The sequence below is a fragment of the Moorena bouillonii PNG genome (assembly GCF_001942495.1).
In the GTDB taxonomy this organism is placed as follows: domain Bacteria; phylum Cyanobacteriota; class Cyanobacteriia; order Cyanobacteriales; family Coleofasciculaceae; genus Moorena; species Moorena bouillonii.
Genome location: NZ_MKZS01000001.1, coordinates 6,509,083 through 6,535,100 on the forward strand (window position 1 = coordinate 6,509,083; position 26,018 = coordinate 6,535,100).

The following is a 26,018-nucleotide window of genomic DNA, read 5'->3' on the forward strand; positions in this document are numbered from 1 at the left end:
GCGACCCGTGGCGAATTTAATTACGGGTCAAACGCACCATTAAGGTCTTGAGAAGGCAGCGCCGACCTGCGGGGGTTTCCCCCACTCGCGCTTTGCATCAAGAACACTATTAGAAAACTACTTTTGCGCATAGGTCTACTATACCTTGAGCTCAAAGAGGAATCTTAGCAATTCTGTTGATCCATTCTTCAGCACTTGATGCTAACCCAATTAAAACCAACTCCTCAATAACAACTTCAATCGCCGACTTCTTGGACACAACGATAACTCCTGCGCTTTTGCGACTCACAATAAACTCGGCAAAATGCCTTGGCATTGTCTTGCGGTCGTGGGTCACAAGAATGCGTCCTTGCTGTGCTGCTTTTGCAAGTACTTCTAAATCGCTTAAACCTTGCAACTGGGCTTCCAAAGCAGTTTGGAAATCTATTGAAGGCTCTTGTCGTAGAACGCCAGTAACAATTATCTGATTGAAATCAGCATCAGCTTGGTAGCAGACGTTCATTCTCCTAGCCTCTGTTTTTTGGCTAATCGTGACCTAAGTTTGTTATACAGAGACGGATCCGTGTTTTGTAATGGTTGAGCCATGGCATCAAACTCTTCCTCTTCCACAGCGAGGTAAGTATCAATCTGATCACGATTAGCTAAGTAGAAAGCGATCGCTCCGTAAACTTGTTCAAGGGTCAACAGTGGGAAAGATTGAACAATACTTTCTGGTGATAATCCGTTGCGGAAATTATACACAACGGAGTCGAGAGAAATTCGTGTGCCTGCAATCCAGTAACCATGGTCTCGATACTCTACATAGGTTTTAGCTTCTAGAACTGGCATAAATTTACCTTGAATATATCTCCGATCGATCATACTGCGGGTCGCACCTCAGGTACACAGGATTGTTTTCCCACTTCCGACTTACCTGCTCCCTGCTCGCTCCTCCCTGCTCGCTGCTCCCTAAAAACAAGGATAGGTGTGGGTGGGATACAAAGTACCCGCAAGGGTACTGTAAAGTCTCCTAAACTTTGCCTATCATAACTAGTATAAAGCCTATTTATAGTAATCCTTGCATAAAAATCCCAACTCAAGGTGATAAGTAATTAAGGAGTAAAGTTACCCACTCCTAATTAACTTTATAAAAGGTTCTAACCAATCGGTAATTTCTGGAAATTTATAGGAGTCAGATCATCATGGAAAAACATCAACCAATAGAATTTTCCCTAGAACAGGAGTTCAATCTTAAAGTTTTTGAGACGCAAATTCAAAATCTCGACCTTGAACAAGCCAAGAATCTTCTGTGCGAGCTCTATAGACAGATGTCAATTCGTGAAATTCATTTCAGGAATTTCGTTAAGCACAGTTTAATCGGAAATCCTCCACCTTGGAGTGAGTAAGCTCAGGGGGCAAGGGATGAAAGTAAGCTTATGCGCTATGCGCACGCTACTTGAGGTGCTATCAGCTATCAGCTATCAGCTATCAGCTTGCATAGGTAAACATTCGTTTAATTTATTGCGAATCGGCGCAGCTACCCTGGGTTTATGTTAAGCATGATAGCTGACGGCTGACCGCTGACGGCTGACCGCTGACCGCTGACCGCTAAATGCTTACTTTTGCCTCATACGGTAAATTTGCCAATTAAATTCTGATTAGCTTAACCCAATTATCCGGAATCCACAGCTAAATTACTGAAGAAACAATAAACAAAGCAGTTAGAGTCAAGGCGACTGAGACACAATAACATTATTAAGTGCATCATGTAGGTAGCTATAAATACATTTAAACTGAATTGCTAAATTATCGATGAATTCAGTAACTCAGCAATTCAGAGTAATTTATCACCTACTTACTGTTCACAGGGTCAGTTAACCAAGGCTCTCTAGCTTTAATTCACAATCAAGGAGTATCCCATGGTAAAACAAATGTGCTGGTTATCGAGCTTTGGTAGCAATGAACCAAAAATGTTGCACTTGCGGACTTCCCCTTATGAGGCTTGGCGTCCGTACACAGCTTTTCCCCAATATGCTGTCCCAGATTATCCAGTACCTGGCGGTTCTAAAGGCTGGGCAACCTATCAGAAACTAAGACTCTCAGACTGGGTTTTGGTTCCTAGTGACAATGAAACTATGGATTATAAAGCAAGTTAATAATTTAGTAATAAATGAAGAATTAAGAATGTAGAATGTAGAATGTAGAATTCTTAATTCTTAATTCTTAATTCTTAATTCTTCAACAGTTAAACTAATTACTTGACTAGATAAGGACTGGTTAACTTATCTAACTGTTGCACTAACAAGCTAAGGAATAAACCGACATCAGTAACAACACCAACAGATTCTACTGAACCGCGATCGCTTAATTTTGTCACTACGGCGGGGTTAATATCCACACAGACCATCTTCACTCCGGCTGGAGTCATATTCCCGACGCCAATAGAATGGAGCATAGTAGACAGCATCAAGATCATATCTGTCCCTTCCAATAACTTGGCATAGTCTTGCTGTGCTTTAATCAAATCCATCTGGGTATCTGGCAGAGGACCATCATCTCGGATGGAACCAGCTAGGACAAATGGTACGTTATTGCGGACGCATTCATACATCACCCCTTTAGTTAATACACCCTGTTCTACAGCTTGGGCAATACTACCGCAGCGACGGATAGTATTGATTACCTTGAGATGGTGTCGGTGTCCACCATGGACAACTACTCCTCGTTTCATATCCACACCCAAAGAGGTTCCCATCAGGGATTGCTCGATGTCATGAACTGCGATCGCATTTCCCCCTAACAGCGCCTGAACATACCCTTGTCGAATCAAACGGGATAAATGTTCACTACCGCCAGTGTGAATTACCACAGGTCCTGCTGTCACTACTACTCTGCCCCCTTGGTCCCGGATTTGGCGCAGCTCCCAAGCAATTTGTTCGACTACTAATTCTACCCGGCGCTCACTAGAGACCCCAGATGCCATAAAACTAAATTCTTGCTGATTGCGTTGTTCACGGGATTGAGTTTTGCGCACCGTGCGGATTCCTTCTACTCCCACGATCACCTGCTCTCCAACTTCCAAATCCCGCAGCACTTTACAACGAGCGATTACACCGTCTGGGGTTTCAGTTATTGCGATCGCACCATCCATGCGTTGATGTTGCACCTTCAGCCACTCACAATTTACCCGTACTTCCGTCGGATAAATGGTAGTAACATAAAAGTCATCAGGAGCAACCCCTGCTTGAGTAACAGGTTCCAAGTTAGCATCACACACCTCTTGGGCAGGAGTGACAGCTCCTAGATCAATCAGCTTAGTCATAATCTCTGCCATCACCTCATGATCTGGTGCAGAGACTTTCAGTTCAGCATTAGAGGTGCTTTGCCGCTGTGTTCCTAGGTCGAAGTTAAGTACCTGGAAGCTACCCCCACCTCCTACAATTAAATCCAAGGCACGGCTGATGATACCAGAATCAAGCAAATGACCTTCCAAACGAATAATGCGACTTTCAACCGGTTGATTGCCATGGATTTCACTGCGGACTGGTTCAGTTACCCGTAAGGTTAGGCATTTAGCAGCACCACCAGCTTTGAGAAATTCCGTCAAGGGGGTTTCAATCACCTCAAACCCAGCTTGACCGAGCCGATCTTTCAAGCGATCGCTAACTTTGTTCATCACTACAAGTTGATCAATATTGACCGCATTGCAAGCAAAGTTCACTGCATCAGCTTCCTCTATGGCGATTCGTTTTTCCGGTGCTACCCGCATTTCGATTAAGCGGTTGGAATAGGCATCAAATGCTGGGGGATAGTAGAGTAAATAGCCACCACTCAGGGGACAGAAGCAAGTGTCCAAGTGATAGAAACGTTGATCCATTAGGCGCAGGGACACAACTTCAATATCTAGCCATTTAGCAAGGTATGGATGGGAATCAAGTTCTGAGCGGAAGCCATAGCCAGCCCACAGCCAACGCCCTTCCCGGTCTAGCAGAGCATCCCCAGCTCCTTCAAAGGGTAAGTCTTGAGGAAGTTCATAGACAGTGTAGCCATTGTCATTAAACCATTGCTTGAAATAAGGTTCTTCTCCCTGGCGCTCTTTGTGGAGGAAGCGGCTAAGCACTACATTCTTGCCCAAGACTAATCCAGCATTGGCTGTAAATACCATATCTGGCCAACCGGATTGAGGAGAAACTAAATCGACTAGGGCATGCTCTTTGATGACATAGTGCAGTTTTTGCCACTGTTCTACAGCGCGATCCCTCGATGACTTGTGAATATTTCCCTCCATCCAGGGATTAATCACATAATCCACATCGTAGTGGTCAGGGGGACACATGAGGAAGCGAATTGATTCTGTCATAGTCGATTTCTGATCTGGTAGATACCTACACGACCAAGGTAAGTCAGCAATTAAACCAATGTCACGACAATTTGCCATTGACAGGGGAGTAGGTTAAGTTGGTGGATTGGTCTTATATATAAAGGCTAACCCTTAATTATACCATGAAAAAAATATTTATAACTAGACTGAAGCGAATTCTGCTTACCACCAGCATCAGTATTGTGAGCGTGCCACTGTTGATCTATGGCGGATTGCTGGTCAAGCGTCCGCTTCCCACCGACAAGCAGCAACAACTGTTCCAAGGCATCGTATATCAAAGAGATGCTCGCAACTCACCCCGTCCGCTGATGGTACATACTGTTACCATAGACCTAACCGCACCAGGAATTAAACTGTTAGTAACACCAGGAAATAAAGTCGATAAAAATGAATTTGCTGCCCGGACTACTTCGGAATTTGTGCGGGAGTTTAACTTACAATTAGCTATTAATGGTAGTTTTTTTTATCCTTTTCGCCAGTATCCACCGAACTCCTATCCTAAACCTAGTGATCCGGTCATAGTACAAGGCCAAGTTATCTCTGAGGGGAAATCCTATGCTCCTCCAAAAGCAACTTCCTCAGTGCTTTGTATTTCAAAGTTTATCCGCGCTCAAATTTATCAAAACCGTTGTCCTATAGGTACATCTGAGGGACTAGCCGGTAGAGAAATTTTACTAAAAGAAGGAAAGCCAGCAGTATTGGGAGGTCGTGGAGGTGAGAACCTATTCTCTCCCCGCACTGCTGTCGCTATTGATAAATCAGGCAAAACTTTGTGGTTAATTATTGTTGATGGTCGCCAACGGTTTTACAGCGAAGGAGTTAGTTTGGCTGAGTTGACTACTATTATTCAAGAATTAGGAGCCGATAGCGCCCTAAATTTGGATGGGGGTGGTTCCACCACTCTGGTAGTAGCAAATAAGACTAAGTTACGGGTATTAAATTCACCGATTCAGACTCGTATTCCTACCCGCCAACGTCCAGTTGCTAACCATCTGGGCATCTATGCTTTGCCGGTAGATAACAGGGAGTAGGGAGTAGGGAATAGGGAGTAGGGAGTAGGGAGTAGGGAGTAGGGAATATAAAAAAAATATCACCATTAATTGATGATTTTTATAGCTATTTTATACCAAAAGATAGTAGTTAATAAACCCCATTAATATAATACAGTTTAAATGCACAATATACCAATCCTAAATGAATTGTGATAATTTTTGTTCCCTGTTCCCTGTTCCCTGTTCCCTTTGGTATAGCTTAGAGCATGAAAAAATTAAATATAACTAGAGTTAAGCGAATTCTGCTTACCACCAGCATCAGTATTGTGAGCATTGTGAGCGTGCCACTTTTGATCTATGGCGGATTGCTGCTCAAGCGTCCACTTCCTACCGACAAGCAGCAACAACTTTTCCCAGGCATTTTGTATCAAAGAGATACTCGCAAATCTCCCCGTCCGCTGATGGTACATACTGTTACCATAGACCTAACCGCACCAGGAATTAAACTGTTAGTAACACCAGGAAATAAAGTCGATAAAAATGAATTTGCTGCCCGGACTACTTCGGAATTTGTGCGGGAGTTTAACTTACAATTAGCTATCAACGGTAGTTTCTTTTATCCTTTTCGGGAGTATCCACCTAACTCCTATCCTAAATCTGGTGATCCGGTCAAAGTAGAAGGGCAAGTTATCTCTGAGGGGAAATCCTATGCTCCTCCAAAATCAAAAAATTATTCAGTGCTGTGTATTTCAAAGCTTCTCCAAGTTCAAATCTATCAAAACCGTTGCCCTCTAGGCACATCTGAGGGATTGGCGGGTAGAGAAATTTTACTAAAGGAAGGGAAGCCAGCAGTATTGGGAGATAGTACAGATGAAAAACTATTGTATCCCCGCACTGCTGTGGCTATTGATAAATCAGGCAAAACTTTGTGGTTAATTATTGTTGATGGTCGCCAGCGCTTTTACAGTGAAGGGGTTACTTTGGCTGAATTAACTAGTATTATTCAAGAATTAGGAGCCGATAGCGCCCTCAATTTGGATGGGGGTGGTTCCACCACTCTGGTAGTAGCAAATAATACAAATAAGCTAAGAGTATTAAATTCACCGATTCAGACCCGTATTCCTACGCGCCAACGGGCAATTGCTAACCATTTGGGCATCTATGCTTTGCCGATAGATGTGTTGAACAGGGAATAGGTGGATGTAGCATAAATGGGATAAAAAAAATGTCTAGTCTGATCGAATGGTTTCCATAAAAGCACTATAATATCTGACTCGGAAATTAATTTTAGGAGTACTCAAACATGGTAGACAAAAAAAAGATTCTAGAAGACACCATGACTTTATTGATGTCAGTAACCCCAGATACGCCTTTGGGTAAACTGTTAAACCTTTGTTTAGCAGCTAAGGCAGATCCGAGTATCAGCAAAAGTGCCCGTGAATTTGCTGTAGAACTTCTCGAAGATCCTAGCAACATTTACTCTTGGACCATGGATGTTATTGGGAGCGATGCCAACTATACCGATGCAGAGTGGGAAGCTTTGAACGATATGAAATTGGATGATACTGAAGCCTTTGTAGCAGACTTCCAGTCGGAATTGGAAAGTCTGGACTTGGATTGAGATCACAGGGTATCGACGCAGGGTGAAGGGTTAAGAATTTAGGTGGGGAGAGGTCTAATCATCAATAATAATGTTGACTATAAACATATTATCAACACTCAACCTTGGCTTTTCGGCCACGCTACCGAAACAACCTACCCTTCACCGAAGGCCAAAGGCGAAAAACCTTCAACCTTCAACCTTCAACCTTCAACCTTCAACCTTCAACCTTCAACCTACACCCTTCACCATTACTTTACCCTAACAATCATCCCTTCTTTGACTATAAACGCGCGATCAAACACTTCTTTGACTTCCACTGCTAGGTTGTCGAGAAAATCATCACAGTGATTGGGTTCGTGGTGGAAGATAGCCAGTTTCTTAACACCAGCAGCTTCTGCGAGCTTCACCCCTTCCTGCCAGGTGGAATGTCCCCAACCTACTTTGGGAGATTTGGGGTTGTGGTATTCTTCATCGGTATACATAGCATCGTAGATTAACATATCAGCATCACGGGCTAGATACACCACATTTTGATCAAGGCGGTCGGGAAAATGTTCTGTATCGGTGCAGTAGCACACGGAATGCCCTTGCCAGGTTACGCGATAGCCAATAGCACCATTAGGATGATTTAAAGGAGCAGTTTCTATGGTAATATCTTTTATGGTGATAGTGTTATGACCTGCTTCTAAGTCATAGAACTTCAAATCTGCCTTGACTTTGTTAGTAGGAACTGGAGCATTCAAGTGTAAGACCCGCTCCTTGAAGTGTTTCTCCATGCACTCCCCGGGGGGAGCTGCGCCATAAATATGTAAAATGTTCCCTTCCACAAAGACTGGAATGAAAAATGGCACGCCTTGAATATGATCCCAGTGGTAGTGAGTAAAAAACCAATAAGCTTCAATGGGTAACTGCTGCTTAAGGCTTTTTCCCAGCAACCGCAAGCCAGTACCACCATCGAAAATCAGGCGTAACCCAGCCACTTGCATCTCTACACAAGACGTATTGCCGCCATATTGAATTGTGTCCTGTCCAGGGCTAGGTATACTGCCTCGGACTCCCCAAAATTTAACCGAAAACTCGGAGGAAGTGCTTATCTTCATTGGTAAGTTAATGCTTCAAAGTACCGCACTGACCCTGATGACGCAACAGGTGATCGCACAATACCAAAGCAACCATTGCTTCTACCATAGGTACGGCCCTGGGTAAAACACAAGGGTCGTGACGTCCTTTAGCAGCTAGAATGGTTTCTTCACCAGTAGTGGTGACAGTACGTTGTTCTTTGCGGATGGTAGCAGTGGGTTTAAACGCTACTCTAATAATAATAGTCTCGCCATTACTAATGCCACCTTGAATGCCACCGGAGCGATTTGTAACAGTGCGCACTCCACCGGTTTCGTCTGTGTAAAATTCATCATTATGCTCACTGCCGGTAAGTAGAGTGCCCCCAAAGCCAGAGCCAATCTCGAAACCTTTACTAGCTGGTAGGGACATCACCCCTTTGGCTAAATCCGCTTCTAGCTTATCAAAGACTGGCTCTCCCAAGCCTTTGGGTATATGGCGAGCCACACATTCTACTACACCCCCAACGGAATCACCGCTACGTCCAGTTTCTTCAATCAGTTCAATCATCCGTTCAGCACATTCTGAATCAGGGCAACGAACAATATTACTTTCTACCTGGTCTTGAGTAACGGTGTTGGAGTCTACGATACCTTCTAAGGTTTTGATACGCTTGACGTAGCCAATGATTTCTACACCAGCAGCTTGCTGGAGAATTTTTTTTGCGATCGCACCCGCTGCCACTCGCCCGATGGTTTCCCGGGCTGAAGAACGTCCTCCCCCCTGCCAGTTCCGAATGCCATACTTAGCATCATAGGTAGCATCAGCATGGGAAGGCCGATACGTCTTTTGCATCTCGCTATAGTCTTGGGGCCTAGTGTCTTTATTGCGCACCATAATCATAATTGGTGTGCCTAGGGTTTTGCCCTGAAATACTCCTGAAACAATTTCACAAGTATCAGTTTCTTTACGAGGAGTAGTAATCTTACTCTGACCCGGACGCCTGCGGTCTAAATCTACCTGAATTTCTGCCGCAGAAATTTCCAATCGCGGTGGACAGCCATCAATGACTACCCCAACCCCACCCCCGTGGGATTCTCCGAATGTAGTGATTCGAAACAGATGTCCAAAGGTATTGCCCATAGTTCCTGCTTTAGTAGTGCTCTAATGGTAGTACTTAGTTATTTTATGAAACCACGACTTGCTATGCCTTTAGCCTACTCGAGTCCATTCCCATCCCCTGTCGGTTTGAACACTGCCCAAACCTCAGATCACCTCCGTTTCTTTCCCTGATCCGACCTTCTCTATTCCCTACCTGCAGCGCTATAAATTTTAACTAACTTTTCAACAATCCCAATTTTTCCTGCAGAGCGTGACGCATAATATCCACTGGTGGAGTTTGTCCTAACCAAATTTTGAAAGCTGCTGCTCCCTGTTGCACCAGCATTTCCAATCCATCAATAGCGATCGCGCCCTGTTCCTTGGCTTGTCTTAAAAACTGAGTGGGATTAGGAGTATAAATCAAGTCATAAGCGATCGCATTTTCTGGCAACCTAGCCATGGTTACCTGATCCACAGGAGACTGCTCGACCTTGGGATACATTCCCACAGGAGTAGCATTAACTAACAAATTGGCTTGAGCCAGGAGTTCCGGTAGTTGTTGCCAAGGATGAGTATGAATAGTAATAGCAAGGTCAGAATTAATCCAGCTTTGCTTAAATTGACCTAACTTGTCCTGATTGCGGCCAAGCACATGAATCTCAGTACAACCGAGTTCGGCACAACCCACTACTACGGCTCGTGCTGCACCACCACACCCCAAAATGACTACAGTAGTTTGACTCCAATCCCGGTTATACCGTTTCAACGGGGAGATAAATCCTTCGATATCGGTATTCGTACCAATCCAACCGATATCGGTGCGATACACAGTATTCACTGCTCCCACCCCTTGAGCCACTGTTGAAATTTCCGACAACAAGGGGATGATACTCTGCTTGTGGGGAATGGTGATACTGAAGCCCACTAGACCAATCGCCTCAAAACCAGCGATCGCATTTTTCAAATCTGCTGATTTTACCGGTAAGGGTAGGTAGACATAATCCACATCCAAGGATGCGATCGCTCGGTTATGCATCAGTGGTGATAAAGAATGTTCCACTGGATCACCAATCACACCCAGTAACTTTGTTGTTCCTGTTATTTGCACCATCACCCACGTTCTACGCACATAACTTTATAAGTTTAAGCCTGAAATAGTTAATAATTGCGACCTTAATATTTCTTATTAACTATTTTTGATTAAGATTGCTGCCTTCGGTTGACAATTCGTTTACAATTCACCATCAACCGTCCACAATACTTACCCCAAGCATCACATTTGAATGAACTCTCATTTTTCTGATGGTGGCTAAAATAGATCATATCGAGCCAATTCTAGTGCCAATTATAATACTAATTAACTAGGCAGCAACGGCATGAACCCAACTGGTATTCAAAAGAGTGGAGCCATGAATTCAATCATTTGTATGAAATGTGAGCAAATCAATCCCAGTCGGGCAAGTTTTTGCTCTCGTTGTGGTGCCTCTCTACTCCCTCCCAGTAGCAGTCTCTTAGACACTAATCTAGACAATAGTAATCTAGACAATAGTAATCTAGACAATAGTAATCTAGACAATAAATTAGAGACTGGAAGCCGATTACGCGATCGCTACATAATTCAGCGCACCTTAGGACAAGGGGGATTTGGCAAAACCTACCTCGCCAAAGACACTGGACGCTTTAATGAACTAGTAACCCTAAAAGAGCTGACTCCAAGAAACCAGGGCACCCAACCCATTGAAAAAGCCGAAGAACTATTTCAACGGGAAGCAACCATGCTGCACAAGCTTTCATCCCCCCAAATTCCGAGATTCTGGGAATTTTTTCGGGATGGCAAACGGTTGTTTCTCGTCCAAGACTACATTGAAGGAAAAACCTATCAAACCTTACTCGAAGAACGAGTAAGCAAAGGGGAACGGTTCAGCGAAACCGAAATTCTCCAACTGTTTCAGCAATTGCTCCCGGTCTTAAGCTACCTACACCAATTAGGCATAATTCACCGAGATATTGCTCCGGACAATATTATCCGTCGTGCTTCCGATGGACTACCAGTATTAATTGACTTGGGTGGTGTCAAACAAATTGCTCTAGAAGTCAATACCCCCGTAACCAGTGGGCAAAACTCCGCCATCTACGCTGGTGGGACTTGCTTAGGTAAAGTTGGCTATGCACCTGATGAACAGCTACGCTTAGGGATTGCTGCTCCCCATAGTGACCTGTATGCTTTGGGAGTAACAGCACTAGTACTAATGACTGGTAAACAGCCCCAGGAACTGGTTGACCCTTATACCCTTAGCTGGCGAACTGAAGAAGAAGTAACTTTATCTCCAGATTTTAATACTATCCTATCTCGTTTGCTGGCATCCCAACCCTCTGAGCGATTCCAATCTGCTGAACAGGTTCTAGACCTAATCCAAACCGATGATTCTGATGATTCTAAGGTTAGAGAAACAGAAATCAAGGGTACTGTGGCTGTAACTCCCCAGTCTAAATCCTACCCACCACCTACTCCCATCAATAATTCCGGTTGCAAGCAAGTGTTTGACGAATCTGTTCCAGTGCCAGCAGAGATTCAAGGCTGGAACTGGGGTGCCTTTTGTCTACCAGGTTTGTGGTGTGTCACCAATCAAGTTTGGATTGGACTGATTGCCTGGACCGATCTATCCTTAGTGACTGGATTTCTTGCTTGGCCAGTGATGGGGATTATTTTGGGCATCAAGGGCAATGAGTGGGCATGGAAAAGTCGCCGTTGGAAGAGTATCAAAGCCTTTAAGCGCCATCAACGGGGTTGGGCGATCACATCCTTCGTCATTATTGGTATGATAGTTACCCTACTATTGTTGTTATTTTTAGTATTCTTTATTGGGATAACCTCCCTAGTGCCGTGGTGAATCACCGATTGCTCAACTGTAGCATCCGTGTGTTCAGTGCGTTGCATGCTAGTTTCAGGTTAATCCCAGGGGCATTGCTATTACTACCATCACTATCTAAAGGAGAATAAAAATGACTAGCTTTCCTGCCTGGACTCAAATAATTGTCGCCATGTCAGAATCACAAGTTTTTTACACAGAAGAAGCAACAGGCTATGACAGCATCAGCTTGATTTTACCTGGAAAGCCCTTCGATCTAACCCTTTCCTTAGAAACCTATGAAGACGCGATCGAGATAATTTTTGAAATTTATCCAGACCAAAATGCTTACCGATTAAATATGCGGAACAAGCAGGAAGGAGTAGACCTCCAACAGAAAAGTACTGAAGAAAATTTAGATTTAACTGGATTAGACGCACGGCAAATTGGAACCTACAGTGAATTTTGCCGACATTTAGAGGAATTGTATGGAGTAGCTCAAGAAGTAGGTTGGTAATCGTAAGCGATCAGCTTTTGAAGAAAGAGCTAAGCATTGGTTAATGTCACAGGCTAGAAGCCTGTGCCACAAATCTGTTCCCGTAGCGTAGCCATAGGCCAAGGACTTTTATCAATACTTTCACTTATCATTAATCTATCAATATTAAATTCTCCCGGGTTTATTTTCAGCTGACTGCTGAACGCTGACTGCTGTTCGCGCACCGTGCGCGTAGCGCATATGCTTTGCTAACTAATTACCAGGTTTTACAGCTTGTCTTTTGATATTTTAAATGACATGATATACACTACCATGGGCAATTTAGCAAAGTCCATGGTTAAAACAACAACTGTCGATCGGATGAGCAAGACCTTATTCACTTACCGACCCAAAGAAATCCCACTCAGCCCTCAGCACTTAGCACTATTTTCAGCACTTAGAACTATTTTAAGATTAGCATCAGCCAGTTTGCTAACTATCAGCTTACTAGGTAGTGGTTGTGGAATGGCTAGCCATGAAGATCTAGATTCTGAACAGACCCATGCTCAGGTCCATGGTGATAAAACTGAAACCGGTAATCACCATAGTAAAGACATGGAGCATAATCACCATAATCACAAAGTCGGCAGCAGTAGTCACCATGGTGAAGATATGGGTCATCATCATGGCACAATGGAAATTCCTTCTGGTCAACCTGTTCCAGATGTTGACATAGTGGTGTATCCAGATCCGATGACAGGATGGAATTTGGAAATAAAGGTTTCTAACTTCCAATTTTCTGCCAAGAATGCTAGCAAAGCCCATCAACCAGGAGAAGGACATGCCCATCTATTCATCAATGGCAAAAAAATTACCAGGATTTACGGCAATTGGTATTATATTGGCAAGCTTGAACCTGGTAGAAATGAAATCACGGTTACCTTAAATTCCAACAACCATCAGGATTTAGTTCATAATGGTGAATTGATTTCAGATACTGAAATTATCGAGCTTACCTCAAATTAGGCTAACTATAGGGTGATGATTGATGGGGGAAGCTAACACATCACTGGAAACTTCGGATCAGTAGTAAACAGGGATATATCGCTTTTTAGTAGTGTTTTCTTTCACTACTGTTTCCGCCAATTCTTCTTCCCTTGTCTGAAGTTACGCCGCCCGCCCGAAGTAACTAGATCTGAAGTTACTGATAACTGGAGGGATGTCTATTGTGTTATGGCTATGTGTTGTGGCTACGAGGATGACCCGGAGTCCACGCCTATCGTAAGCATCCCGTATTGCTGCTACCTTCCGGTCCTGACAAGGTTTGGGCGTTGCGATCGCGTCGATCCGAGCCACTTATTATAATAGCATCAATTTGGCAAAATGGGAAGGAAGATCTCAGTTTTGATCTATTTCGCGAATATCCCCACCCCGTAATAGCATGAAGAGCTTACACAGTGGGGCATACCGACTTTAACCATAAATTTCCCACTGCCGCGAGGGGTAACTTGAACAATCGGATATTGACCATAGTCAGTATCATAGTCAACGGTTTGGCCATTGTTATCATACAGACCTAGGTCAATATCGAGACAAGCATCATCACAAAAACTTACTAAGGTATAAGATTTACCAGCTTCTAGATCCAGGGTAAATGCATCGACTTGGTTCCGGGAAAGTCTATTTACTACCGGTCGATGAGTTGGCATATAATCGCGGTCTCTTAAATACTGTGCTGCTGCGATTAATTTATTTTCAACTTGCCCCTGACGAGGAGAGCTAGCCAAACCAGCAGTGGGGGTGAATAGTAAGCTACTAGCTAGGAGAGCTAGGCCATTCCGAACTATCTTAGTATTAATCATATATAATAGCAATAAGCGTTTGATTTAATGTTGACTTAAGAGTGATTTTTAGTTATTCCAATTCTCAGCAATGCCTGCAACCAATAAATCTTACCTTTTGGTAATTGATAATTGGAGTAGGATTACCGATGGCTCGAACAATCTTATGTTGCAGGCTTAAAAAGCCTTCTAGGATAACAATCTAGTAATCTTAGTGTCACTCATGGTTGATTAGTGCTTGTTGTGCCAATCCAAAATCACCAATAATGTAGAGGCGCACACACAGCATTTTCAAACGAGTAGCAGATTCTTGGGTAGTCAATAGGATTCACTATTAACAGTTATAGCAGTCGCCAGGGCAGGCGCGGACATGACAAAAGTCTCAAACCTAAGTAAGCGCAAGAGTTTGACTTCTGACTTCTGACTTCTGACTTCTGACTTCTGCTATATCACTAGAATCTTGATTACTGACTAGCTCCTCTAGGTGGCTTATGTTATGATTATCGGAGACTAATGTATGGGATAACGTATACTAATGTATAACTTATGTATGATTACCCTCAAGGATTATCAATCTGGCAGGTAATTAAAAATTAGCTATTAGCCATTCCAGAAGCTGATAGCTGATAGCACCTCAAGTAGCACCATCTGTAGCGCATTAGCTGATAGCTGAGCAATAAGTCCCATTAAACTGACGATACTTACCAAAAAAAATACTCCGCTGGTGAGCGAAGTAAGTAAGTTTAAAGGAGCAATGATAAGCTTTGCTGAACTAAGGAATGATATGAATTAGACTTGGGTAGTTAGCAAATAGTGAATTACCAATTATCCATTACTATTATCTATTACCCATTACCCTAAATCATGCCATTAATCAGCAATGTCAAATCCTTAGGTACACAATATTAAAGCTTGGTGCCGCACTCAGGACAAAAATTGTTACTTGCTACATTCTTGGCACCACAGTTACTGCAATAGATTAGCTCCGTAGCATTCTTGAGTATTGGTTTTTCTGGTAAACCAATCATTTGGGCATTACTCTTACCAGGGGCTACCATTGGGTAACAATTCTCGTCTTTGGTTACATGAACATCTAACAACACAGGACCATCGTAGGCTAGCATTTGTGCGATCGCATCCTGTAGTTCATCCCGACTGGTAACTATCATGCCCTTAACCCCGTAAGCCTGAGCCAGTTGCACAAAATCCGGCATCCCGACTTCCATATTTGACGAGGAATAACGCTGCCCATAGAACGCTTGTTGCCACTGGCGTACCATTCCCTGCCAACCGTTGTTAATAATCACGGTCTTAACATTGATGCCATATTGAGCCAGGGTACCCAGTTCCTGGATATTCATCTGAATACTGGCATCACCGGCAATACAAATCACTTGCTGATCTCGGAATGCTACCTGGACTCCCATGGCTGCTGGCATTCCATAGCCCATAGTGCCCAATCCCCCACTGGAAATCCACTGGCGCGGTCCATTATTAAGAAATTGCGCTGCCCACATTTGATGTTGACCGACATCCGTGGTGTAGTAAGCTTTAGGTGCTTGACGCCCTACCTCTACAATCACTTCTTGGGGAGATAGACTATCGGGGTATTGAGGTACCTGCAAGGGATAGTCCTGACGCCAACGGTTAATCCGTGCGAGCCACTCCTGGGTTTGATTAGGTTCTGCTGAGATATTCATTTCCTGGTAACGGCGCAACATATCTTGCAAAACCCGACGCACATCCCCTACAATCGGTACTTGGGGATAGCGGTTTTTACCGACCTCAGCGGGATCAATGTCGATGTGAATGACTTGAGCGTGAGAGGCAAACTGATCCAGTTTCCCGGTCACCCGGTCATCAAATCGCGCCCCTACAGCAATCAGCAGGTCACACTCACTAACAGCAAAGTTAGCATAGGCAGTGCCATGCATCCCCAGCATTTTTAGGGATAGGGGATGGGATTCATCAAATGCTCCCTTACCCATCAACGTGGTAGTTACCGGAATTTGGAAGATTTCTGCCAGTTGGCGCAGTTCATCATGGGCACCAGCAGCAATGGTTCCGCCACCAACGTAAAGCAGGGGTCGTCGTGCTTGCCGAATTAAATTTAGGGCTTGGTTAATTTGGCGGGGATTGCCCTTTAGTGTTGGACGATAGCCCACCAACTTGAGTTGATTAGCTTCCACCGGTACATAGTCACATTCCTCTAAACCCACGTCTTTGGGTACGTCAATCAGGACTGGCCCAGGACGTCCGGTGCTAGCGATATGGAAGGCTTCGGCAACAATCTGCGCCATATCAGCAGGGTTACGCACCACATAAGAGTGTTTGACAACCGGCAAGGTAATCCCAAAGATATCGGTTTCCTGGAAGGCATCAGAACCAATAGCAGCACGGGCGACTTGACCGGTTACACAAATTAGGGGAATTGAGTCCATGTGAGCAGTAGCTATACCGGTAACTAGGTTAGTGGCTCCCGGACCAGATGTAGCAAAACAGACACCGACTTTGCCAGTAGCACGGGCATAACCATCAGCAGCGTGGGATGCTCCTTGCTCGTGTCGGACTAGGATGTGCTGTATTTTACCAGCATCTTCCCAGTGGTATAGTTCGTCATATATAGGTAGAATTGCACCACCGGGATAGCCGAAGATATGGGTCACACCGTGACGGTGGAGACTATCCATTAGAGCAAATGCTCCTGTGCGGCGAGTGGGGGTAGTTGATGAGGCTGGGGTTGTTGAGATTACTTGGGATTGCACGCTTATCACCTCTAGTGGTAGATCAGGTCCTTTGGTGCGACCTGTGGCCAATTAAATTCGCCAAGGTCAAGAACACCTATGCTGTTAAGGGTGTTAGATTGCTGATAATAGCTGAGCAGAATTTTAGAATAACTGTTAATTTTACTACAGTACGGGTTTTGTATTTCAGTTTACTCTTAATATATGGAACTGTCCAGACAACTTGGCAGGATTTTTCCTTTGAGCACTCTGGGTCTAGTTATCAGCTAGAACCATAAAATAGATAAATCAGTCTACGATTGTATGCTAGTGGTAACTCTAACTAGTTATGCTTTAGGAAAAATTTATAATTTATGGTATTATTTTTGTTGAGTGCTAAATAAGTAAGGACTAATTTTAATGGTGAATAAAGTCCCAAATTAAACCAAACGGAATTAGTCTACTACACCGATACCTAATTGATGATCAGGGGGATGTTCCCCCATGGCATAGAGTACCCTACGCAAGTTAACCAACCCTTGACGATTTAACTGTAATACTTCTACAGTTGCTCTTCCTATAGTTGTTAACCCGATTACCAAAGTATAGTCATCATTCCAAGTAAAATGATCTAACCACTTCTGTTTTCTTGGGTTGTAAAGAGGAACTATGTCCTTACTAACTGGATCAAGCCCTTCTGTCTTGGTATATTTATGATTATTACAGCCTTGACAGGCTAGGGCTAAGTTATCGAGTTCAGATTTTCCACCTCGACTTAGAGGTTGGATATGTTCGATCGAAAAAGATTGGGTGGCAAAGCGAGCTTGGCTCCGACAATATTCACAACATCCTTGAGCTCGTGATTCAACTGCTTGTCTATGTTTTGCTTTAATTGATTTATCAGACATTGCCAGGGAAATGAATATCCAAATCTGCCATCAGGGTGCTTAAGGATATTTGGCGCAAACGAGCTAATTCTGCCATGGCTTCGACACGTTTAGCTTCGATGGTTTCCACTTGATCACTTAAAGCCAAAAGTTCCCTATACTGATCAGGTGTCAGCATCTCCATTCTTCGTTTTTCAATCAGTTCATCGTAGCGGTTTTGAATGTCTGCTGGTATACCTTGATTAATAGTAATTAGCAACCTAGCCTGATCTGAAGAAAGCCTGGGTGCTTTGCGTTGTGCCTGGAGGGATATGATGTATGCTCCAACGTTCTCCAGTTCAGATAAACTAAGTTGCTCGACAGCTTTAAGTAACTGCTCGTAGGAGAGCTGAGCTTCGACTTTAAGATTTCCCATTGGTTGTTCGTCGATTTTAGCGCTAATTTAATTATAAAAAAATAAATTATAAAAAAATAGGAGCGAAGCATTGGGATAACGCTAAACACTCCAAGCTAGATTTTATGTTCAAATGTTTCGCGATAATTAGGATAAAAAACCCTTTGATAATCCAGTCCTTGATTAGGGTAGGAAAGTTGCTCGACGCGCGACCTAAGGGTCGAAACAACCCTTAGGTAGACTAAAAAACTTAATCAGCAGTGACAGGTAATTGGGTTTTTCCAGACAGCAACGCTTTAGTTGTGGATTCTCCTGCTTGTCGCAATTGTCGTCCTAGCTGTAGGTTCAATAACGCTAGGGCTAGGGACTGACCAATGATGGCCAAGAAAACACTTCCATTAGCATAGGGCAAAATACCCCAATGAAATACCGAAAATAGCCATACAGCAGGAGTCTCATAGGTAGTCATCGACCCAATCGCAAACAGGATGGGTGGTAAGAGAATCAATCCTCCTACCGCTATTACTGCACCAGCGGCTCGCTTCTGTGTTTTCATCAACAGCATCAACTGAGCAACTGTGGCGTAAATCATGATCAGACTGCTATTGAGCAACAGTGTGAACAGGGCAGTTATCTTGTAATCATTGGCAGGCCAAAGTAATATCCACGTCAGTAACATCGCAGATGCGATCGCACAATTTATTGCCACTGCCACCACAGCCGGACTTTTGTCACCCCAGATTAAGTCAGCTATCAGCCCTCCTTTTTTGCGGAAAGTCCGATCCTGATGTCGGTAACGAGCCCAATCTTGTAAGGTTTGTCGATGGGGACTCAAGGCAGCAATCAGAGCTAAAAACAGCACCACGTTGAACAGCAGCAGCATCTCTGAATTCTCCTCCAAGCCATGGGTATAACCACGCCAGTTTTTGACTTGAGGGTTGAGGGCAAATCCTAAAATCGCTGCTTGCAAGCTAGCGGTCAGCCAGTAACTTTGTTGCTTGTTAATCAAGGTAGCTTTAGGGTTATGGAAGCAACGATTTAGCCCTTGCCCAAACCAGTAGGTTCCAACACCGTAGTTGAGGACAATAAAACCAGCCATACTCCAGAAACTGGCACCGATCTGGATCCCAAACCAGCGCAAATCTTGGAAACTACGCTCAACAGGATAAAAACTATTCGGATCAAAGGAATTAGAATCAATCAGGTACGGTAAGACAATGGTGGGATTAAACAAAGTCAGCCAGTCGGCTGGGTAATGGCTGACACCAGCGTCATCAATTACCATGGTCGTGATCCACAAGAAGATGAGTACAGCTCCTGCACCTAACCAAGCTTGGAAACCTCCTAGAGATTTGCCAACTAAACCAAATAGTAGCGCCATACTATAGCAAAATAGGCAACTGGTACCAAGAACGATGTAAAATCCTATAAGCTCAATCAAAGGGATTTTACCGGCAATAGCTGCCCAAAAATGCAATGGTAAGGCGAAACCAATTGCTAGATAAAGCAATGCTGGTACCCCCAGTAGTTTGCCACCTAGGATGCTCCGGCTTGACTGAGGTGTCAGGCGCAGAAAGTTCAGGGTGCCACGACTTTCTTCTTTGGAGAGGTCACTGATTAGCATATAGGTGCCAACCACCAACAAGCTGAAGATACCGATAAGACTCAGCAAGACAAATACATTTTTCCACCACAGAGGCCAGTTAATCTCAGCTCCCAAGCTATATGGTAGCTCAAGTCCCAAATCGATCAGCATCACCAACTGACCAACCAAGGATATTGCCACTGTAATCAGGACATTGCGCTGTTTGAAACGGCCTTTGACTTCTCGAAACACCTGGGGATTCAATTCCCCAAGTTGGTTAACTAAATTATTAAGTGCCATATCGCTATTAGTCTCCTTTTACTCGCCTAGTTATGATGCAGCTATGATCGAGCTATGATGCTTGCTGATGACCTAATTTGAGGAAAATTGTTTCTAAGTCTTCTTGAGAGCACTGGAATTCTGTCAAGGGAATCCCAGCATTAACCAGCGATCGCAATAGCTGTGCACAATCCTCTTGACCTCCTGAAAAATGAATCCGCATCCGACCTGGTTCTGGTAATATCTCCCAGTCTTCTACAAGGGGATTATTTTTCAATTCCCCTTTAAGTACATCCAGCTGACCTAGGCTTGACAACAGAATTTGCTGGCGACCAAGACGCTGGTAAAACTCATCTAGGGGTGCGCTTTCTACCAGATACCCTAATTCCATGATGCCTACGGAGCTACACAGTTGGGCTAAATCACTCAAGACATGGGAAGAAATCAGAATCGTCATCCCCGCTTCTTGGAGAACCTTAATAATTTCCCGAAACTTCATTCTAGCAATGGGGTCAAGACCAGAGACTGGCTCATCCAGCAGCAGTAAAATCGGTTCATGAATAATAGTTCGAGCCAGGCTAAGGCGCTGTTTCATCCCCCGGGATAGGGTAGAAATCAAACTATTACGCTTGTTGGTTAATTCAATCAGTTCCAGAACATCGTATAAGCGTTGTCGGCGTTTTGAGTCTCTTAATTTATATAGACGTGCGAAGTAGTCTAGGTAGTCCCAAACCGTTAAATCTTCATAGAGGGGAAAATCATCAGGTAGATAGCCTAAACGCTGTTTTAGCCTAGGATTGCTTTGATCTCTTAGCAAACGCTGACCATTGATGTAAATCTCACCAGTGGTAGGTTCTTCCGCTGCAGCTAACATCCGGATCAGGGTGGTTTTTCCAGCACCATTCGGTCCAATTAAGCCGTAAACTTCACCGCTTTCCACTTGCAAATCCACCTCATGCACAGCCACATGGCGGTCGAATTGCTTGGTGAGTCCACGGATATCAATAGCCAATTCTTTTACCATCAGAGTCTGGTTTTAGCTGTTTCAATTACCTAATACTAAGGTCTGTCTGAGCCAATAGAGGATAAGAGCAAAGCCTCCTCTTGGTGGGCCCTAGCGCTTTCAAAAAGGGCGGGGTCGCACCACAAAGGGAAATTCATAGTTTCGCTTAACCCATTAAGAATTAAATTCGCTACGGGTCGCACCTGATGTTGGTTTTTTCTCCAGCCTAGCGCTTTCTTGTTGATCTATGGGTTGACCTAGGGCGGTTGAGCTTGCCTAGAATTATTTTAATTATTGATTTTTATCAGTTATCGCTAGCTTAGGGATTCGTTCCGGACTGTTACCTTGTTGCGAGGTCTGAGTCTATCAGTTACATCGGTGACATCCCTTAACCTATCCCTTGCCAGCTCTGCTGATCAAAAAATTACCCTGATACACCGGCCAGATGCTATAGTATCGAACGCTGCAACTTTGACCCACGACACCTATACTTACTTAAGCATCGACCAAACTAACTATGACTTACTCCTACCGCATTACCCTACTCCCTGGTGACGGGATTGGCCCAGAAATCATGGCAGTAGCTGTAGATGTGTTGAACTTTGTTGGCAAGAGATTCGATATTAATTTTAAATTTACTGAAGCCCTAATTGGTGGCGTAGCTATTGATGCTACTAATGAACCCCTACCTACTGATACGCTAGAACTATGTCGCAATAGTGATGCCGTTTTACTCGCTGCCATTGGGGGTTACAAGTGGGATAATCTGCCGCGCCACCAACGACCAGAAACCGGATTGTTGGGATTAAGAGCAGGGTTAGGGTTGTTTGCTAATCTACGACCAGCGACAATATTCCCCCAACTGATTGATGCCTCGACCTTGAAACGAAACGTGGTTGAAGGGGTGGATATTATGGTGGTTAGAGAACTCACTGGTGGCATCTACTTTGGACAACCTAAAGGGATTTTTTCTCAGGAAACTGGCGAGAAACGGGGAGTCAATACTATGGCTTACACCGAAGCCGAAATTGACCGCATTGCTAGAGTAGGGTTTGAAACGGCTAAAAAACGCGGTGGTAAACTTTGTTCAGTGGATAAAGCTAATGTGTTGGATGTCTCCCAGTTGTGGCGCGATCGCATTACAACCCTAGCAGCGGAATATCCCGATGTGGAACTGTCTCACCTATACGTGGATAATGCTGCTATGCAATTGGTCAGAGCTCCGAAACAATTTGATACCATTGTTACCGGTAATATGTTCGGGGATATTTTATCGGATGCTGCTGCTATGCTTACCGGTAGTATTGGCATGTTACCCTCTGCAAGTTTAAGCGAATCTAGCCCTGGAGTCTTTGAACCCGTTCATGGCTCGGCTCCAGATATTGCGGGTCAAGATAAAGCCAATCCCCTAGCGATGGTACTCAGTGCTGCGATGATGTTACGTTATGGCTTAGACCAGCCTGAAGCAGCAGATTGCATTGAACAAGCAGTTGTAAAGGTTTTAGAAAAAGGCGATCGCACAGGAGATATCATCTCAGAAGGGATGAATCTCTTAGGTTGTCGTGCTATGGGAGAGTCCCTAATTAAGTGCCTAGAACAATCTTGATATTATCCCTTGATATTATTCCTTGATATTATCGGGTAAACCTGCTGTTGCTTATTGTAAACTCAGGAAAATCTGTTGGTTTCCCCTGGTTAATCAGTACCCTTTTGCGGAAATACCCCCTTGCCGTGAAGGCGTGATTGCATTAAAGTCAAACTGAAATAATAGGGTAAAAAGTGTGGTGTATACATCACAGCAAACACAAGAAAACTACCAAACTCGGCTTGAGCTACCGAAGCTGCTAGACCCTACGGTTTTGAAAGCAGCTAAGCACATCTACCGGGTTTACTACGAAGTTCATCCATACCTTGATGAACAGCCATCTGGTGTAGCCATTGACAGATATACCCTCAGAGGAAAGTTAATCTTTAGTGATAGACCTATCCTTCTACCAACTGAATGCTTTGTGCCTTTGAGTCAACTAGAAGGGGACTTTTATTAATAAATATTAAGTAAATCTGTTAAACGGCTTAGTTTTATGGTAGTAACCAATAGCAATTAGCAAGTTATACAGGATATGGTTGGAGTATCCGCTGCCTTGACAACGTCGATAGTTTTCGCAATAGTTTTCGCTATCGGTGCATCTATTGGCAGTTTTCTCAATGTAGTCGTTTACAGACTACCTGCTGGTTTATCCATCCTTTGGCCCCCCTCCCGCTGTCCCCATTGTCTACATAAGCTGGGAAAGCGAGAGAATGTTCCAGTAATGGGCTGGCTGTGCTTAAAAGGACGTTGCCGTCACTGTAATACCAAGATTTCCAGCCGCTATCCCCTAGTAGAGGCCATAACCGGTTTACTGTTTTTACTAGTTTTCTGGATGTATGGTTGGGGTTGGCAAACCCTAGGGTATTGGGCGTTTTTGAGCTGGTTGTTGACTCTGGCTCTGATTGATATCGATACTATGACCCTACCGAATGCCCTAACTCAGTCTGGATTAGTGGCTGGTTTAGTATTTCAAGGAACTACTGGTTTTTTGCAGGGGTCTCAACCCATAGCAATAATTCCTCAATTAATGACTGGGGTGGTAGGTGCAGTCTTAGGGATTTGGTTGTTTGACCTGATTGCCTTTGGGGGTTCGATTGCCTTTGGTCAATCTGCTATGGGGGGAGGAGATGCTAAACTAGCGGCGATGATGGGAGCTTGGTTAGGGTGGAAGTATTTGCTCTTGGCTAGTTTCATCGCTTGTGGTGTAGGGGCGTTTGCTGGTGGCGCAGCCATTGCCCTGGGTTGGATGAATCGCAAACAGCCAATGCCATTTGGTCCTTTTCTAGCCTTGGGAGCAGGATTGACCCTACTTTGGGGTAAATTAATAGTGTCCACTTACCTAGAACTATTTTTCCCATTTAGCTAAACATTATCGGTTGAAGAATGCTCCATCTAGGTTTTAGGTTTTAGGTTTTAGGGAGTAGGGAGTAGGGAAGTCAGAAAAGGGATCCCCCCTAACCCCCCTTAATAAGGGGGGAACGGAAGTGGGAAAAAATCCTTTGTACCTCATTGCTATGAGAAACACTATATAACAGTAAACCTATAACAGTAAACCTATAACAGTAAACCTATAACAGTAAACCTATAACAGTAAATTTACTATCTTAATCTTAACTATAACTAACTATCAATTATAAAGCATAACCTACAAATATAAATAGAACTATATAGCGTTACTTATAATTATTATGAGGTAAATTATATGAGGTAAATTAAATTTTAATCAACGCCACTCCCGACTCCTGACTCCCTAAAACCTAAGACGAAAGTCCCTCACCCACTTGATAAATGCTATATAGATAGATGAAATTGAACGGCTCTGAAAAATCTTTGGAATCCTATTGGTATAGCAATCCGTGTAGGAATTATGATAATTATTGATCCGAAGTTCCCAGATCCGCTGTTCCCTGTTCCCTTTGCTATATTAGGCTGTGTCTTGGATAACAATCAGAACTACCAATCTTCGCTGGGAAGCCGAGCTGATGCAGCAGGTGCTAGCTGCTCATGATATCCCAAGTCGGATTCTTGATATTGGGATCATGTCTTATTTAGGTGCAGGTAGTCCTGCGGCTTTACAAGTTCGCTCACCAGATCAATGGACAGCCTTACTCTTGTTGAGTTCCCCAGAAGAAGAGCAGGCAGGACAATCATAAAAATCAGACTATAGCTAAAAAAATTTAGATAGTACGTTAACTTAATAATTTTTATGTCTCTATTCGATTGGTTTGCAAATAGACGAAAAATTGAACCAACCCCTAAACAACCTCAAGAACGGGAGATTGCTGATGGGCTATGGAAAAAGTGTGAAGCTTGCGGAGTTCTATCCTACGCCAGAGACCTGCAAGCTAATCAAATGGTTTGCAGTGAATGTGGCCATCACATGCGAGTCCCTAGTGACGAGCGGATCCGCCAGCTGATTGACCATCAGACCTGGATATCACTGGATGAACACCTACATCCGACGGATCCCCTGAAGTTTTGCGATCGCAAATCCTATAGTGATCGTTTGCGAGACAGCCAAGAAAAAACTAAGCTCACAGATGCCGTACAAACCGGCACCGGTAAGCTAGAGAATTTGCCGATTGCTTTGGGAGTAATGGATTTCCGGTTCATGGGCGGTAGTATGGGTTCGGTAGTTGGGGAAAAACTGACTCGTTTGATAGAACAAGGAACTAAGCAACAGGTACCCGTTATAATCGTTTGTGCATCTGGTGGAGCCAGAATGCAGGAAGGGATGTTAAGCCTGATGCAAATGGCCAAAATCTCTGGTGCCTTGGAACGCCATCGTCAAGCCAGACTACTCTACATTCCAGTGCTGACTCATCCTACCACTGGTGGGGTGACTGCCAGTTTTGCCATGTTAGGGGATATTATCATAGCGGAACCGAAGGCATTAATTGGATTTGCTGGACGACGAGTGATTGAGCAGACCCTCAGAGAAAAGCTACCGGATAATTTCCAGACCTCTGAATATCTGCTAGACCACGGCTTCGTTGATGCCATTGTACCTCGCACCCAGTTGAAAAAAACCCTAGCCCAGCTGATTCGCCTCCATCAACCCCAGGCTACTATACCGGTAGCGGTTTCCCTGCCAAAAGCAGTAGGGATTAGGGAGCAGGGAGTAGGGAGTAGGGAGTAGGGATTAGGGAGTGTGGGGAGGGTGGGGAGGGTGGGACCCACCCCTAACCCCTCCCAGGAGGGGAAGTGTGGGGAGATGGGGAGATCTCACAGGGGTAGGTTTTTTACAAACAGAGGAGTAAACGCTCAGATGAAGAGGTA

The 26,018-nt window shown here is 44.0% G+C and carries 26 protein-coding genes and 1 other RNA gene; 14 read left to right on the forward strand and 13 right to left on the reverse strand.

Features of this window, described 5'->3' with window-relative positions:
- Positions 1–151 precede the first annotated feature (151 nt).
- Together BJP37_RS26475 and BJP37_RS26480 are read right to left on the reverse strand one after the other, a co-directional pair.
- Positions 152–502, reverse strand: coding sequence for a DUF5615 family PIN-like protein (locus BJP37_RS26475; protein ID WP_075903322.1), 351 nt, complete (start codon positions 500–502; stop codon positions 152–154).
- Positions 499–828 carry a DUF433 domain-containing protein gene (locus BJP37_RS26480; protein WP_075903324.1) on the reverse strand — a complete coding sequence of 110 codons (330 nt, stop codon included), beginning with the start codon at positions 826–828 and terminating at the stop codon, positions 499–501. Before BJP37_RS26480 ends, BJP37_RS26475 begins: the two co-directional genes overlap by 4 nt.
- Before the next feature lie 353 nt (positions 829–1,181).
- On the opposite strand from BJP37_RS26480, the gene BJP37_RS26485 reads away from it, so the two are divergent.
- Positions 1,182–1,385, forward strand: a complete 204-nt coding sequence (locus BJP37_RS26485; RefSeq protein WP_075903326.1) for an NblA/ycf18 family protein — start codon at positions 1,182–1,184, stop codon at positions 1,383–1,385.
- 513 nt (positions 1,386–1,898) lie between these two features.
- The gene (locus tag BJP37_RS26490; RefSeq protein ID WP_070395824.1) at positions 1,899–2,135 is read left to right on the forward strand and encodes a hypothetical protein; all 237 of its coding nucleotides are present in this window, start codon (positions 1,899–1,901) and stop codon (positions 2,133–2,135) included.
- A gap of 98 nt (positions 2,136–2,233) precedes the next feature.
- Here the strand turns inward: BJP37_RS26490 and argZ are convergent, their stop codons facing one another.
- Positions 2,234–4,339 carry a bifunctional arginine dihydrolase/ornithine cyclodeaminase gene (argZ, locus tag BJP37_RS26495; RefSeq protein ID WP_075903328.1) on the reverse strand — a complete coding sequence of 702 codons (2,106 nt, stop codon included), beginning with the start codon at positions 4,337–4,339 and terminating at the stop codon, positions 2,234–2,236.
- Between the two features lie 143 nt (positions 4,340–4,482).
- Here argZ and BJP37_RS26500 point away from each other — a divergent pair, with 143 nt between their 5' ends.
- The 4 genes from BJP37_RS26500 to BJP37_RS37490 all read left to right on the forward strand — a co-directional run bounded on the left by BJP37_RS26500 (position 4,483) and on the right by BJP37_RS37490 (position 7,217).
- Positions 4,483–5,391, forward strand: coding sequence for a phosphodiester glycosidase family protein (locus BJP37_RS26500; RefSeq protein WP_081431343.1), 909 nt, complete (start codon positions 4,483–4,485; stop codon positions 5,389–5,391).
- Between the two features lie 227 nt (positions 5,392–5,618).
- Complete coding sequence (locus BJP37_RS26505) at positions 5,619–6,548, forward strand: phosphodiester glycosidase family protein (RefSeq protein WP_075903330.1); 930 nt, start codon at positions 5,619–5,621, stop codon at positions 6,546–6,548.
- A 107-nt stretch (positions 6,549–6,655) separates the two neighbouring features.
- Positions 6,656–6,973, forward strand: coding sequence for a hypothetical protein (locus BJP37_RS26510; protein WP_075903332.1), 318 nt, complete (start codon positions 6,656–6,658; stop codon positions 6,971–6,973).
- A 70-nt stretch (positions 6,974–7,043) separates the two neighbouring features.
- Positions 7,044–7,217, forward strand: a complete 174-nt coding sequence (locus BJP37_RS37490) for a restriction endonuclease (RefSeq protein WP_143727809.1) — start codon at positions 7,044–7,046, stop codon at positions 7,215–7,217.
- On the opposite strand, the gene BJP37_RS26515 is transcribed toward BJP37_RS37490, so the two are convergent.
- The 3 genes from BJP37_RS26515 to BJP37_RS26525 form a co-directional block, all read right to left on the reverse strand.
- Positions 7,204–8,055: an MBL fold metallo-hydrolase gene (locus BJP37_RS26515; RefSeq protein WP_075903334.1), complete on the reverse strand. Its 852-nt coding sequence runs from the start codon at positions 8,053–8,055 to the stop codon at positions 7,204–7,206. The two genes, BJP37_RS37490 and BJP37_RS26515, sit on opposite strands and share 14 nt — an antisense overlap.
- 7 nt (positions 8,056–8,062) lie before the next feature.
- Positions 8,063–9,157, reverse strand: coding sequence for a chorismate synthase (gene aroC / locus BJP37_RS26520; RefSeq protein ID WP_075903336.1), 1,095 nt, complete (start codon positions 9,155–9,157; stop codon positions 8,063–8,065).
- A 193-nt stretch (positions 9,158–9,350) separates the two neighbouring features.
- Positions 9,351–10,226: a shikimate dehydrogenase gene (locus BJP37_RS26525; protein ID WP_075903338.1), complete on the reverse strand. Its 876-nt coding sequence runs from the start codon at positions 10,224–10,226 to the stop codon at positions 9,351–9,353.
- A gap of 298 nt (positions 10,227–10,524) precedes the next feature.
- Between BJP37_RS26525 and BJP37_RS26530 the strand changes: the two genes are divergently transcribed.
- The 3 genes from BJP37_RS26530 to BJP37_RS41550 all read left to right on the forward strand — a co-directional run bounded on the left by BJP37_RS26530 (position 10,525) and on the right by BJP37_RS41550 (position 13,465).
- The gene (locus tag BJP37_RS26530) at positions 10,525–12,006 is read left to right on the forward strand and encodes a protein kinase domain-containing protein (protein ID WP_075906497.1); all 1,482 of its coding nucleotides are present in this window, start codon (positions 10,525–10,527) and stop codon (positions 12,004–12,006) included.
- 112 nt (positions 12,007–12,118) lie between these two features.
- On the forward strand, positions 12,119–12,481 hold the full coding sequence (locus BJP37_RS26535; protein ID WP_075903340.1) for a hypothetical protein: 363 nt from the start codon (positions 12,119–12,121) through the stop codon (positions 12,479–12,481).
- A 312-nt stretch (positions 12,482–12,793) separates the two neighbouring features.
- Complete coding sequence (locus tag BJP37_RS41550) at positions 12,794–13,465, forward strand: hypothetical protein (protein ID WP_198954190.1); 672 nt, start codon at positions 12,794–12,796, stop codon at positions 13,463–13,465.
- Positions 13,466–13,696: 231 nt separating this feature from the next.
- Here BJP37_RS41550 and ffs read toward each other — a convergent pair.
- The 7 genes from ffs to BJP37_RS26575 form a co-directional block, all read right to left on the reverse strand.
- An RNA gene (gene ffs / locus BJP37_RS26545) (signal recognition particle sRNA small type) lies at positions 13,697–13,793 on the reverse strand.
- A 55-nt stretch (positions 13,794–13,848) separates the two neighbouring features.
- Positions 13,849–14,301, reverse strand: coding sequence for a hypothetical protein (locus BJP37_RS26550; RefSeq protein WP_075903342.1), 453 nt, complete (start codon positions 14,299–14,301; stop codon positions 13,849–13,851).
- A gap of 884 nt (positions 14,302–15,185) precedes the next feature.
- Positions 15,186–17,045 (reverse strand): biosynthetic-type acetolactate synthase large subunit, encoded by a 1,860-nt coding sequence (gene ilvB / locus BJP37_RS26555; RefSeq protein WP_198954191.1) that lies wholly within the window; start codon positions 17,043–17,045, stop codon positions 15,186–15,188.
- 413 nt (positions 17,046–17,458) lie between these two features.
- Positions 17,459–17,911, reverse strand: coding sequence for an HNH endonuclease (locus BJP37_RS26560; RefSeq protein ID WP_075903344.1), 453 nt, complete (start codon positions 17,909–17,911; stop codon positions 17,459–17,461).
- Positions 17,904–18,305: an STAS/SEC14 domain-containing protein gene (locus BJP37_RS26565; RefSeq protein ID WP_075903346.1), complete on the reverse strand. Its 402-nt coding sequence runs from the start codon at positions 18,303–18,305 to the stop codon at positions 17,904–17,906. Before BJP37_RS26565 ends, BJP37_RS26560 begins: the two co-directional genes overlap by 8 nt.
- Positions 18,306–18,534: 229 nt before the next feature.
- Complete coding sequence (locus BJP37_RS26570; protein WP_075903348.1) at positions 18,535–20,169, reverse strand: ABC transporter permease subunit; 1,635 nt, start codon at positions 20,167–20,169, stop codon at positions 18,535–18,537.
- A gap of 52 nt (positions 20,170–20,221) precedes the next feature.
- Complete coding sequence (locus BJP37_RS26575) at positions 20,222–21,172, reverse strand: ABC transporter ATP-binding protein (RefSeq protein WP_075903350.1); 951 nt, start codon at positions 21,170–21,172, stop codon at positions 20,222–20,224.
- Between the two features lie 496 nt (positions 21,173–21,668).
- On the opposite strand from BJP37_RS26575, the gene leuB reads away from it, so the two are divergent.
- The 5 genes from leuB to accD all read left to right on the forward strand — a co-directional run bounded on the left by leuB (position 21,669) and on the right by accD (position 25,878).
- The gene (gene leuB, locus BJP37_RS26580; RefSeq protein ID WP_075903352.1) at positions 21,669–22,757 is read left to right on the forward strand and encodes a 3-isopropylmalate dehydrogenase; all 1,089 of its coding nucleotides are present in this window, start codon (positions 21,669–21,671) and stop codon (positions 22,755–22,757) included.
- 178 nt (positions 22,758–22,935) lie between these two features.
- Complete coding sequence (locus tag BJP37_RS26585; protein ID WP_081431530.1) at positions 22,936–23,196, forward strand: hypothetical protein; 261 nt, start codon at positions 22,936–22,938, stop codon at positions 23,194–23,196.
- Between the two features lie 75 nt (positions 23,197–23,271).
- Complete coding sequence (locus BJP37_RS26590) at positions 23,272–24,105, forward strand: prepilin peptidase (protein ID WP_075903356.1); 834 nt, start codon at positions 23,272–23,274, stop codon at positions 24,103–24,105.
- 565 nt (positions 24,106–24,670) lie between these two features.
- Positions 24,671–24,892, forward strand: a complete 222-nt coding sequence (locus BJP37_RS26595; protein ID WP_009149933.1) for a hypothetical protein — start codon at positions 24,671–24,673, stop codon at positions 24,890–24,892.
- Between the two features lie 53 nt (positions 24,893–24,945).
- Positions 24,946–25,878: an acetyl-CoA carboxylase, carboxyltransferase subunit beta gene (gene accD, locus BJP37_RS26600; protein WP_075903358.1), complete on the forward strand. Its 933-nt coding sequence runs from the start codon at positions 24,946–24,948 to the stop codon at positions 25,876–25,878.
- The last annotated feature ends 140 nt before the right edge of the window (positions 25,879–26,018 follow it).